The 12431-nt window shown below is 56.4% G+C and carries 10 protein-coding genes; 7 read left to right on the forward strand and 3 right to left on the reverse strand.

Annotated features, from left to right (window positions below; translation table 11 throughout):
- Positions 1–40 precede the first annotated feature (40 nt).
- From AC2FIZ_RS00510 to AC2FIZ_RS00535, 6 genes are all read left to right on the forward strand, one after another.
- Positions 41–1075, forward strand: coding sequence for a TRAP transporter substrate-binding protein (locus AC2FIZ_RS00510; protein WP_142632938.1), 1035 nt, complete (start codon positions 41–43; stop codon positions 1073–1075).
- A gap of 146 nt (positions 1076–1221) precedes the next feature.
- The gene (locus tag AC2FIZ_RS00515; RefSeq protein ID WP_142632940.1) at positions 1222–2907 is read left to right on the forward strand and encodes a Na/Pi cotransporter family protein; all 1686 of its coding nucleotides are present in this window, start codon (positions 1222–1224) and stop codon (positions 2905–2907) included.
- 57 nt (positions 2908–2964) lie between these two features.
- Positions 2965–4326 carry a glutamine synthetase family protein gene (locus AC2FIZ_RS00520; RefSeq protein WP_281971850.1) on the forward strand — a complete coding sequence of 454 codons (1362 nt, stop codon included), beginning with the start codon at positions 2965–2967 and terminating at the stop codon, positions 4324–4326.
- A gap of 130 nt (positions 4327–4456) precedes the next feature.
- Positions 4457–5839, forward strand: a complete 1383-nt coding sequence (locus tag AC2FIZ_RS00525) for an aldehyde dehydrogenase family protein (RefSeq protein ID WP_496790424.1) — start codon at positions 4457–4459, stop codon at positions 5837–5839.
- Positions 5836–6981, forward strand: coding sequence for an iron-containing alcohol dehydrogenase (locus AC2FIZ_RS00530; RefSeq protein WP_496790426.1), 1146 nt, complete (start codon positions 5836–5838; stop codon positions 6979–6981). Before AC2FIZ_RS00525 ends, AC2FIZ_RS00530 begins: the two co-directional genes overlap by 4 nt.
- A gap of 59 nt (positions 6982–7040) precedes the next feature.
- Positions 7041–7811, forward strand: coding sequence for an alpha/beta hydrolase (locus AC2FIZ_RS00535; RefSeq protein ID WP_496790427.1), 771 nt, complete (start codon positions 7041–7043; stop codon positions 7809–7811).
- A 107-nt stretch (positions 7812–7918) separates the two neighbouring features.
- Here the strand turns inward: AC2FIZ_RS00535 and AC2FIZ_RS00540 are convergent, their stop codons facing one another.
- The 3 genes from AC2FIZ_RS00540 to AC2FIZ_RS00550 all read right to left on the reverse strand — a co-directional run bounded on the left by AC2FIZ_RS00540 (position 7919) and on the right by AC2FIZ_RS00550 (position 11557).
- Positions 7919–8716 (reverse strand): DUF2927 domain-containing protein, encoded by a 798-nt coding sequence (locus AC2FIZ_RS00540; RefSeq protein WP_281994400.1) that lies wholly within the window; start codon positions 8714–8716, stop codon positions 7919–7921.
- Between the two features lie 108 nt (positions 8717–8824).
- On the reverse strand, positions 8825–10783 hold the full coding sequence (parE, locus tag AC2FIZ_RS00545) for a DNA topoisomerase IV subunit B (RefSeq protein WP_282021856.1): 1959 nt from the start codon (positions 10781–10783) through the stop codon (positions 8825–8827).
- Between the two features lie 213 nt (positions 10784–10996).
- On the reverse strand, positions 10997–11557 hold the full coding sequence (locus AC2FIZ_RS00550) for an NYN domain-containing protein (protein ID WP_246097118.1): 561 nt from the start codon (positions 11555–11557) through the stop codon (positions 10997–10999).
- Positions 11558–11822: 265 nt separating this feature from the next.
- Between AC2FIZ_RS00550 and AC2FIZ_RS00555 the strand changes: the two genes are divergently transcribed.
- A complete protein-coding gene (locus AC2FIZ_RS00555) occupies positions 11823–12431 on the forward strand; it encodes a carboxymuconolactone decarboxylase family protein (protein WP_282021855.1) in 609 nt (202 codons plus the stop codon).

A 12431-nucleotide genomic window follows, 5' to 3' on the forward strand; every position in this document is an offset into this window, starting at 1 on the left:
TCGAAGAGGCACGAAGCACTTCAACAGAGAGGAAATTGACATGACGACAAGACGTAAGTTTCTGAAAACCGCCGGGGTAGGGGTCGCAGCCGCACCTCTGGCCGCACCAGCGCTGGCTCAAAGCACGATCACGTGGCGCATGCAGACCTATGCCGGTCCTGCGCTGGCTGCGCATGTGATCGACCCGGCAATCGAGATGTTCAACAAGATTGCCGGTGACCGGATGCAGATCGAGCTGTTCTATGCTGACCAGCTTGTTCCGACAGGCGAACTGTTCCGTGCCATGCAGAAAGGCACCATTGATGCGGTACAGTCCGATGATGACTCGATGGCGTCGCCCACCGATGTCACAGTGTTCGGCGGCTATTTCCCGTTTGCCTCGCGCTATTCCCTGGATGTACCGGTTCTGTTCAATCAGTACGGTCTGAACGAAATCTGGGACGAAGAATACTCGAAAGTCGGGGTCAAGCACATCTCGGCTGGCGCATGGGACCCGTGCCATTTCGCCACCAAGGATCCAATCAACAGCCTGGCGGACCTGCAAGGCAAGCGTGTCTTCACCTTCCCTACAGCGGGTCGCTTCCTCAGCCAGTTCGGTGTGGTACCAGTTACACTGCCATGGGAAGATATCGAGGTCGCCGTACAGACCGGCGAGTTGGACGGCATCGCATGGTCGGGCATCACCGAGGATTACACTGTCGGCTGGGCGGATGTGACCAACTACTTCCTGACCAACAACATCTCAGGCGCCTGGGCCGGGTCTTTCTTTGCCAACATGGATCGCTGGAACGAGTTGCCGGAAGATCTGCAAACCCTGTTCCGTGTTTGCTGTGATCAGTCGCATTACTACCGCCAGTGGTGGTACTGGGGCGGCGAGGCCAGCTTGCGGGTCAATGGCGACAAGATGCAGCTGACCACGATCCCAGATGAGGAATGGGCACAGGTCGAAGGCGCGGCAATCGCATTCTGGGATGAGATTGCGGCAGAATCTGAGATCAAGGCGAGGGTTGTTGAGATATTCAAGCAATACAACGCCGACATGCTCAAGGCCGGACGGCCTTATCGTTACGGATAATAAGCAACTTCCCGACGCGGGTAACTCCTCTCGCGTCGGGATTGGACATCACCTGGCGACACCTCTTATGTTCATATCAATCCCAATAACAGAGATGCGAAACCGGATGCACAGTGCTGCTCACCGGTCGGACGGGGTATGAACACATGGCCATCGCTGGTTTTCTGATCGAGATTTTTGCCGCAACCATGTTGCTGCTTTTCGCCGTTCGCTTGGTTCGTACGGGGATTGAGCGGCGATTTGGCGCGCTATTTCAATCGCTTTTGACCCGACATTCAAACAGTTTTGTCGCCGGTGGCGCGGGTATGGTTCTGGCCACGATCCTGCAAAGTTCAGCCGCCGTGGCGGTTTTGCTGACAGGGTTTGCGGCGGCCGGAATGGTCAGTTTTGGCATCGCCCTGGCGGGGGTTTTGGGGGCCGATCTGGGATCGGCTCTGGTCATTCAGATACTGTCTTATGATTTGGGATGGTTGCAGCCGGTGTTGCTGGCGCTGGGCGGGTGGCTCTACCTCAAATCCGATCGGGCAAATGTTCGCCTGATGGGGCGGATTGTTCTGGGTGTGGCCTTCATTTTGGTATCACTGCAATTTTTGCGCGATGCTGTCGATCCGATCCGCGAAAGCGCCTTTTTGCCGGCCATCGCGGGCTATCTTGAAAGCGACTATTTCAGTGCCTTCATCGTTGGGGCTGTGCTTGCCTTTGTCATGCACAGCTCGGTTGCGACAATCCTGATGTGCGTGACGCTGGTACAGATCGGGGCAATCCCATTCGCGGCGGGTTTGTCGTTGGTATTGGGGGCCAATTTGGGCTCGGCCTTTATTCCGATCTGGTTGACGCGCGACCAGATCGTTTCGGCCCGCCGGATACCGATAGCCAACTTGTTGCTGCGCGGCAGTGCGGCGCTTGTGATGCTGTTTGCTGTCAACGTCACCGGGACCCATGCCGCATTGATGATCAGCGGACCGGGGCAATCGTTGATCTTTGCCCATATCGGTTTCAACCTAGTGGTGTTTCTGCTGGCAACCGGATTCGTCACCCGGATGGAAGCGCCGATGGCTTTGCTCATGCCCGAGACCGACCCTGAATCTGGTGTGGCAGATCAGTTCTCGGGTGCTCTTAATCCGCTAGGCGACCCCAGTGCCACAGGCCCTGATGTTGCGATGTCCTCGGTGCGCCACGAATTGTTGCAGATGGTCACTCAGGTCGAACGCATGTTCCGCCCGGTGCTGGATATCTATGAGCGTGACGACATTGATACCATTGCTGCCCTGTCGCAGCAGGATGAAATGGTAAACGCCCAGTTGACGGAAATCCGACGCTTTGTCGCGCGGTTGCCGCGGCAGAATATGAGCAAGTCTCAGATCAAAGCCGCCCGTGGTCTGGTGGAATACGCTATTCGGCTCGAGGCCGCTGGAGATGTCGTGTCGAACAGAATGACGCGTTCAGCAAAGATTAAACACATGGAAAGGGCCGAGTTTTCCGCCCAGGGGTGGAAAGAACTCAAGGATTTACACGCCACCATTCAGGAAAGTTTTTCGCTGGCGCGACACGTTTTGTTAGTAGATGACGTCGACTGTGCCCGCCGTCTTGTTCTGGACAAGGCCGAGATCAAAAGGATGTCCCGCGACAGCCGCAAGGCGCATCTAAAGCGGCTGGAGCGTGGTCAAACGGAAAGTTTCCAGTCCAGCGATCTGCATCTGGAGGCACTGCGCGCTATGCGCGATCTGCACGGCCATATTGCGGCCATCGCCTATCCGATCCTCTACAAAAGCGGACAGGTTCTGGAAACGCGGCTGGTTATGGAAATGGAGAAAGAAGCGGCCGAAGACTAACGGCCGTCGATGGGAACAGGGGCGCGGTGGGCCCGATTGTGATGAAGGATGAACATGATGGGTCATGATGTTGTGTTGGCGGACCTCAAAACCAAGGTTGAAGCAGGTGAAGTAGACACCGTTCTTGTTTGCATGGTGGACATGCAGGGGCGGCTGATGGGCAAACGGTTTCATGCCGGTCACTTTGTGGCAGGCGCTTGGCAAGAGACCCATTGCTGCAATTATCTGTTGGCGACAGATCTGGAAATGGGCACGCCTGACGGATATGCCTCGACCAGCTGGGAGCGGGGCTATGGCGATTACGTCATGAAACCTGATCTCAGCACTTTGCGCCCGGTGCCGTGGCTTGAGGGCACGGTGATGGTGATGTGCGATGTTCTGGATCACCACACGCATGAAGAGATCCCGCACGCGCCCCGGTCGATCCTGAAGAAACAGGTCAAACGCCTGAAAGCCATGGGTTACGACGCGATGTGCGCCACCGAGTTGGAGTTCTTTTTGTTTGAGAAGAGCTTTGACCAGATCCGCAAGGAAGGCTTTCGCGATCTGGCGCCGATCTCGGGCTATAATGAGGATTATCATATCCTGCAGACCACCAAGGAAGAGCATGTGATGCGTCCCATCCGCAATCATTTGTGGAACGCGGGCATCCCGGTCGAGAATACGAAGGGCGAGGCCGAGACCGGTCAAGAAGAGTTGAACATCAAATACGCCGCCGCCATGGAAACGGCCGAGTATCACTCGATCGCCAAGAATGCGGTGAAGGAAATCGCCTGGCAGCACGGGCATGCGGCCACGTTCCTGCCGAAATGGCATCATGACAAGGTTGGTAGTTCATCCCATGTGCATCAGTCGCTGTGGTCTGAGGGAAGGCCAATCTTTTTCGACGAAAAAGATCCGCTCGGCATGTCGGCAGTAATGAAAAGCTATATGGCCGGGTTGTTGAAATACGCTGCCGATTATACGTGTTTCATGGCCCCCTACATCAACAGCTACAAGCGTTTCCAAAAAGGAAGTTTTGCGCCGACGCGGATCATCTGGTCGGTCGACAACCGCACCGCCGGTTTCCGACTGTGTGGTGATGGAACCAAATCGGTTCGCGTGGAATGCCGTATTCCGGGCTCGGATATGAACCCGTATCTGGCGATTGCTGGTATGTTGGCGGCGGGTATCGCGGGCATCAAGGAAGGGTTGGAGCTTGAGCCACCAACCAAAGGCGATGCGTATCAGAGCGAGTCCGGCATGATCCCCGGGAACCTGCCCGCTGCGCGGGATGCCCTGCTTGGCTCAACCATGTTGCGGGCCGCTATGGGGGACGAAGTTGTTGATCACTATGCGCGCGCCGCCGAGGTGGAAATCGAGGAATTCGAAAGCGTGGTTACTGATTGGGAAATTGCCCGCGGGTTCGAAAGGGCCTGAGGGTGGACGAAGCTGGGGGCCCTGCCTGCCGCTATTAGTGCTTGAGCCAATGGCGCATCAATGACGGCCCCCGAGGTTTGTGTTGGCCAGATAAAGCAGGAGATTCTGCTTTTTAGAGGATGGAGTGGAGATGGGGCAGATGTTGAAATGCATCTCGCCGATCGATGGATCGGTTTATGCTGAGCGCGAAACCTTATCGCGCGAAGCAGCGTTTGAGGTGGCCGCGCGGGCCAGGGAAGCGCAAACAGCCTGGGCAGCACGCCCATTACAAGAGCGAATTGATCTTGTGATGGCGGGTGTCGCCGCTGTTGGTGCGATGAACGACGAAATCGTGCCCGAGCTGGCCCATATGATGGGGCGCCCAGTGCGCTACGGCGGAGAGTTCGGCGGGTTCAAAGAGCGCGCCGGCCATATGGCCGAGATCGCGCAGGGTGCACTGGCTGATATTGCGGTGGGCGAGGATGAGATCTTCAGGCGCTATATCAAACGCATTCCGCATGGGGTTGTCTTTGTCGTGGCGCCCTGGAACTACCCGTACATGACTGCGATCAATACGGTGGCCCCGGCGTTGATTGCGGGCAATACCGTGGTGTTGAAACACGCGACCCAGACCTTGTTGGTGGGTGAGCGGATGGCGCAGACTTTCCATTCGGCAGGTGTTCCTGAGGATGTGTTCCAGAATGTGTTCCTGAGTCATGATGTGACTAACGATTTGATCGCTGGAAATGCGTTTGATTTCGTGAACTTCACCGGCTCGGTCGGTGGTGGTCAGGCGATGGAACGTGCGGCGGCGGGCACATTCACCGGGGTCGGTACCGAGTTGGGCGGCAAGGATCCAGGCTATGTCATGGACGACGCCGATCTGGACGCAGCTGTTGATACGCTGATCGACGGTGCGATGTTCAACGCGGGCCAGTGCTGCTGCGGGATTGAGCGAATTTACGTGCACGAAAGCCTGTATGATGCGTTCGTTGCCAAAGCGGTTGAGATTGTTCAGGGCTATAAGCTGGGCAATCCGCTGGATGCAGAGACGACGATTGGACCGATGGCCAGTGTACGCTTTGCCGATGAGGTCCGCGCGCAGATTGCCGAGGCAGTCGCGGATGGCGCAGTTACCCATATCGACACTTTCCCCGAGGATGATGGGGGGGCATATCTGACCCCGCAAATCCTGACCAATGTCACACACGACATGCGGGTGATGCGGGATGAGAGTTTCGGCCCCGTAGTTGGTATCATGAAAGTGTCGTCGGATGACGAAGCCATCGCGCTGATGAATGACAGCGAGTTTGGCCTGACCGCCAGCCTCTGGACCCGCGACGTGGACCGGGCCGCGCAGGTCGGGGACCAGATTGAAACTGGCACCGTCTTCATGAACCGCGCCGATTATCTGGATCCGGGCCTGTGCTGGACCGGTTGCAAGAATACCGGGCGTGGCGGTGGTCTTTCTGTCATCGGCTATCACAACCTTACCCGCCCCAAATCCTACCATCTGAAGAAGGTGACATCATGAGCCTGTCTGGAAACTGGTCCTATCCGACCGCGATCAAATTCGGCGCTGGCCGCATCAAGGAACTGCCCGAAGCCTGCGCTGCGGCCGGAATGAAACGCCCTCTGCTGGTCACGGACAAGGGGTTGGCTGATCTGCCGATCACCTCGGCGACGCTGGATATTCTTGAGGCTGCGGGTCTGGGGCGTGGCCTGTTTAGCGAAGTGGACCCGAACCCCAATGAGAAGAACCTTGAGGCCGGCGTTGCGGCGTATCGGGCAGGCGACCATGACGGGGTAATCGCATTTGGCGGTGGCTCGGGGCTGGATCTGGGTAAGATGGTCGCTTTCATGGCCGGGCAGACGCGCCCGGTCTGGGATTTCGAAGATATTGGCGACTGGTGGACCCGCGCCGATGCCGATGCCATTGCTCCGATCATTGCGGTTCCAACCACCGCTGGCACCGGGTCCGAGGTCGGGCGCGCCAGCGTCATCACCAATTCGGAAACCCACGCGAAAAAGATCATCTTTCACCCTAAGGTACTGCCAACCGTGGTGATCTGTGACCCGGAACTGACCGTGGGGATGCCGAAATTCATCACCGCTGGTACTGGTCTGGACGCATTTGCGCATTGTGTCGAGGCGTTCTCCAGTCCGCATTACCACCCGATGTCACACGGCATCGCGCTCGAGGGGATGCGGCTGGTCAAGGACTACCTGCCGCGCGCCTATACCGATGGCACCGATATCGAAGCGCGGGCGCAGATGATGAGCGCGGCAGCCATGGGCGCGACCGCCTTCCAGAAGGGCCTCGGCGCGATCCACGCGATGAGCCACCCGATTGGCGCGGTATTCAACACCCATCACGGGACGACCAACGCAGTCTGCATGCCCGCGGTGCTAGAGTTCAACGCCCCCGCCATCGCCGACCGGTTCCAGCAGGCCGCGGCCTATCTGGGCATCGATGGAGGCTTTGACGGGTTCCGCGCCTTTGTGCAGGAGTTTAATGACTCGCTGGGTATCCCCCGCAAACTCTCGGATATGAAAGTGACCGATGCGGCAATCCCCGAACTGGTCAAGGGGGCGATCATCGATCCCTCTTGCGGCGGCAACCCGGTTGAACTGACCGAGGACAACCTGACGGCGCTGTTCAAAGCGGCGCTGTAAGCCTCTTGCCGATCCGCTCCCTCATCTCTCATAGTGATGGCAGGTGAGGGGGCGTTTCCATGACCAAAGAGATTGTTCTGATCCACGGAGCCTTTGCCGGACCGTGGTGTACGGCCGATTACGCGGGGTTCTTCCGCGACCGGGGCTGGACCGTGCACACGCCCGCTCTGCGGTACCATGACGGCGACCCCAAGGCCGAACCCGATCCGGGGCTGACCGACACCAGCGTCACCGACTATGCCAACGACATTGCAGAGTTCGTGCAGGGGCTGGACGGCAAGCCGGTGCTGCTGGGCCATGCCATCGCGGGGGTTGTGGCGCAGCAGGTGGCGGCGCGCGGGTTGGCCAGCGCCATTGTTCTGATCAACCCGAACGCGCCATGGGGCACGTTGCCCGAAACCGACGACGAACGCGCCGTGCCGCGCGCGCTGATGGAGGGCGGGGCGTTCTGGAAACAGCCCATGCGGGTTGAGTTCGATCTGATGGCCCCCTTTGCATTGAACAAGATGCCCGAGGCGCAGCAGCACGCGGTGTTCGACCAGCTGGGTGCCGAAAGCGGGCGGGTGATGTTCGAGATGTTCTTTTGGATGTTCGACGATCACCACGCGATGAAGGTGGATATCGACAAGGTCGACTGTCCGGTTCTGATCGTGTCTGGCACCGAGGACCGGGCCGTGAACCCCAACACCTGCCGTGCGTTGGCGAAGTTCTACGGAGACCGCGCGACGTTTCTGCCGGTCGAGAACCACGCGCATTTTCTGTTCATGGAGCCCGGGTGGGAGGGGCCAGTCGGGCAGATTGCGGAGTGGTTGGACGGGGTGTCGGAGTGACGCCCGATCGTGCGGGAATCGGGAATTGTGGTAATGCAGGATGGGTGTTTCGCCCACCTAGATGTGGAAAATTTGATGGTTAAAAACTCATCCTACGCTTGCGTGTTTTATTGACAGGAAGCGTTGATTACGTTTTGGGAAACTTCTTTCGTTCTTGCGGGGCTCTGCCCATTCACCATTTCATTATGATAAACCAGTTGCATTGCGATTAGAGGCCGGGCATCGAAATTTTGAAAAATAGGCGGACCAAAGGTTTCACCTGAAAGCGAATCTTCTGAAAATAGTGAATCCAAGCCTATCGGATCGCCCGGCACGCCACTTGCGTTGAAAATTTCTTCTTTCACACAATTCGCAAGCCTCATTGGCGAAGTCGATGTTTTGATCCAAACCTCGGAATACTCAATTTCTGCATCTGGCCAGTCAAAGTTCGTGGCAAGGCAGGTTAGCTTTTTGGATTTTAAGAATTTTCCAAAAAACTCCGGCACTAGAGAGGTTTGATTTGACTCATCAGAGTCGCCAACCAAGATTACGTGGATAACGCCAGTTACAGTTTCTGGATGCTCATCAAGATAGAACTCTAGCCCGGACAAGTGGTTAACCAAGTTGATTGTGTATGCGGCGTTAGCGTTGAACAGTTTTCTCGTTTTCTCAGAACCACCGTCATCTATAGTGATTTGTATGGGGCTTGTTCTTTTCTTCAACCCTTTGTCGCAGCCATCGGCTAAATGGCAGTACTCAACATCGTGTGCCATGTGGGCGACCAAGTCTGGGAATGAACCCTCGCCCTTAATGCTCTCATAGACTTCAATGTAATCACACGCAGGTTTTGACAGCTCTGAGCTTGCAGCAGTTGCGAAGGCGAGAAATATTGTACCTGATGCGATATTGAGTTTGAATTTATTCAATTTTGTAACAACTAGATTGTGAATCTATGAAGGATAGAACTATTGAGTTTTCGCGTCATTTAGATTGAAGCTGCAAAATCTTCGACGTTCACTTCTCAAAGCACAAACTCAAACATCCAACTCCTCCACAAACCGCGCGTTTTCCTGAATGTATTGGAACCGCAGTTCGGGTTTTTTGCCCATCAGGCGCTCGACCAGATCGCCGGTCTCGCCGGGTTCGTCCTCGTCGATGGTGACCCGGATCAGTTTGCGGGACGCGGGGTCCATTGTGGTTTCTTTCAGGTCCTTGGCGTCCATCTCACCTAGACCTTTGAAGCGTGAGACGTCGATCTTGCCTTTGCCGCCCAGACCTTTTTCCATCCATGCGTCGCGCTCTGCCTCGTCCAGACAATAGACGCGTTTGGCGCCTTGGGTCAGGCGATACAGCGGCGGGCAGGCGAGGTAGAGGTGGCCCGCGTCGATCATGGGCCGCATCTGGGTAAAGAAGAACGTCATTAGCAGCGCCGCGATATGCGCGCCGTCGACATCCGCGTCGGTCATGATGATGATCTTATCATAGCGCAGGTCATCGACGTTGAAACGGGTGCCAAGCCCGACACCCAGCGCCTGGGTCAGATCGTTGATCTCGGCATTGGTGCCCAGCTTGGAACTGGCCGCGCCCAACACGTTCAGGATTTTGCCGCGCAGGGGCAGCAGCGCCTGTGTTTTGCGGTTGCGACCCATCTTGGCCGAGCCGCCCGCCGAGTCGCCCTCTACGATGAACAATTCGGTGCCGTCCCGTGTTGAACTGGAACAGTCCACCAACTTGCCGGGAAGACGAAGTTTTTTAGTGGCGGACTTACGTTGTGTTTCTTTCTCGGCGCGTCGGCGCAGACGTTCTTCGGACCTCAGAATGAGGAAATCGAGAATAGCTCCGGCGGATTTCGTGTCCGCGGCCAGCCAGTTATCGAAATGGTCGCGGACCGAATTCTCTACCAGTCGCTGCGCCTCGACCGTCGCGAGGCGATCTTTGGTCTGGCCCACGAATTCCGGCTCACTGATAAAACAGGACACCAGCGCACAGCCGCCGGTGATCAGGTCGTCGCGGGTGATCTGCGCGGCCTTCTTGTTGTTGATCAGTTCGCCGTAGGCCTTGATGCCCTTGAGTACCGCAGCCCAGAAACCCGCCACATGGGTACCGCCTTCGGGGGTGGGGACGGTGTTACAGTAGGACTGGATGAACCCGTCGCGCGACGGCGTCCAGTTGATCGCCCATTCGACCTTGCCTGCTGCACCGAATTTTTCCCGAAAGTCCACGGTGCCAGCAAAGGGCTGATCGGCATAGGTGGACGAGCCGTTCATCGTTTCCTTCAGGTAATCCGACAACCCGCCGGGAAAGTGGAACGTCGCCTCGGTCGGGGTTTCGCCGTCATCGATGGCGGTTTTCCATCGGATTTCGACGCCCGAGAAAAGGTAGGCCTTGGAGCGGATGGATTTGAACAGCCGCGCGGGTTTGAATTTGTGGTGGCCAAAGATGTCGGGATCGGCATGGAAGGTCACAGTGGTGCCGCGCCGATTGGGGGCAGCACCAACCTTTTCAACCGGTCCCTGAGGTACTCCGCGCGAGAAGCGTTGTTCGAACAGCTGTTTGTCCCGGGCCACCTGAACAACCATGGAATCCGACAAAGCATTGACCACAGATGCACCAACCCCATGCAGACCGCCCGAGGTCTGATACGCCTTACCCGAGAACTTGCCACCCGCGTGCAATGTGCACAGGATGACCTCAAGCGCGGATTTGTCGGGGAATTTCGGGTGCGGATCGATCGGAATGCCGCGCCCATTGTCGCGCACGGTCAGGGCGTAATCTGCGTGCAGTTCGACCTCGATCCGGTTGGCATGGCCTGCCACCGCTTCGTCCATCGAGTTGTCGAGGATTTCAGCGACCATATGGTGCAGCGCACGCTCATCCGTGCCGCCGATATACATGCCGGGGCGTTTGCGAACAGGTTCAAGACCTTCGAGCACCTCAATGGATGAGGCGTCATAGGTATTGGTCGCTTCGGGCGTCAACAGATCGTCGGGCATATGGGCTGCTCTTGTTTTTGAGTTTCCCCATTATGGCAGGTGATGTGGTCCGGGGGAAGAGGGACGCGAGGTGTTGTAGATGGTTTGGGTCTTGGAAGCGCGAGGAGTAGGAGCGATGCTTTGGAATTGGACGTTCTGTGGTGTCTGTCTTTAGCTAAGTACAGACATACAAGCGAATACGTCAGGCAAAGCTACCCGCAAATTGGTGAGGTATCAAAGGGACAACCAAAGCATTCCGTCCTTGTAACCGCCGCGTATTGGTTTTCTGTCGTTTAGAACATCTTGGTAGTCATCAGCCCAATCGCGGAATCGGTCATTCGTAACGATGCTGGCTTGATAATCCCTGGCGGCTTGCAAGACTAATGGGTCTGCTGGTGTTCCTTTTGGAGCGACCATAACGCGATCTCTCGGTAGCCTAAGCTTGGAGGCCAGATATTTGTCACTCATGTATCGATCAGAAATTTTGTATCCCACATTCGCATCAAAGACCACTCCGGGCGTTAGCCCTGCTTTGGTCAGTGCGATCGTGACCTCGCGAACGGTCTCGATACTTGGAACATCGTCCTTCCAGTGCATGACGTTTGATCCGTCAACGACTGCCCACTTTCTTGCTTTTTGAAAGCGCTTCAGCCAGTTTTTGAGTAGCAATACCACACTTGCCAATGAGCAGGGCCCAGCCAGCAATACCCAATCGGTGAGCCCGGGTTGCGTCAATGCGACGACGGTGCCTATCCCGGAGAGCACGAAGACAGTACAGAGTATGCGCAATTCCAAAATCTCTTTCGCAAAATTGATAGTCTATGTGACTGAAGCGAATAAAACACCGAAATGAAAATTGTAATATAGCGGGGCCCGGGGCGACGTGGTGTTGGGTTTGGCGCTATGTGCACCCCAAAACGTTGTATAATAATCCCGAACCTTGTGTATCTATCTGGTTCGATGCCCCGAGGTACTAAAAGCTCTGCTTTTTACCTCGCAACGCTCAGTTTTCGCTTCTAGTCTTTTCGCGAAGCTGAACAACAGTAACAAGGCATGCTAAATGAGCTGGATCAAAACCATTCCTTTCGAACAAGCTACGGGCAAGCTGCGCAAGCTGTATGAGCGGGTGACCGGCCCCGACAACAATGTCGACAACATCATGATGGCGCATTCCTTGCGGCCGCATTCGATGGAAGGACATATGGCGTTGTACAAGAATGTGCTGCACCATTCGGCTAATCAGATTCCCAAGTGGTTTCTCGAAACTCTGGGTGTCTGGGTCAGTTCTCTGAACCACTGCGGGTACTGTGTCGAGCATCATTTCAACGGGTTGCAAAGGCTGTTAGGCGACGAAGTGCGCGGTAATGCAATCCGTGCCGCGATCGAAGCTGGGACACCCGAAAGCGCTCCATTGGAGGCTGCTCAGGTTGCGGCCATGTTGTATGCGCGCAAGCTGACGCAGGCCCCGGCGGATCTGGTGGAAGACGACATAGCCGTCCTGCGCAACACAGGGTGGGACGATGGTGAAATCCTCGAGATCAATCAGGTCTGCGCCTATTTTGCCTATGCCAACCGCACCGTTCTGGGGCTGGGATGTTCCACCGAGGGTGATATTCTGGGGCTGTCCCCCAATAACTCGGCTGATCCTGCTGATTGGGGGCATAAATAG

The sequence above is a fragment of the Ruegeria sp. CDSB022 genome, assembly GCF_059611145.1.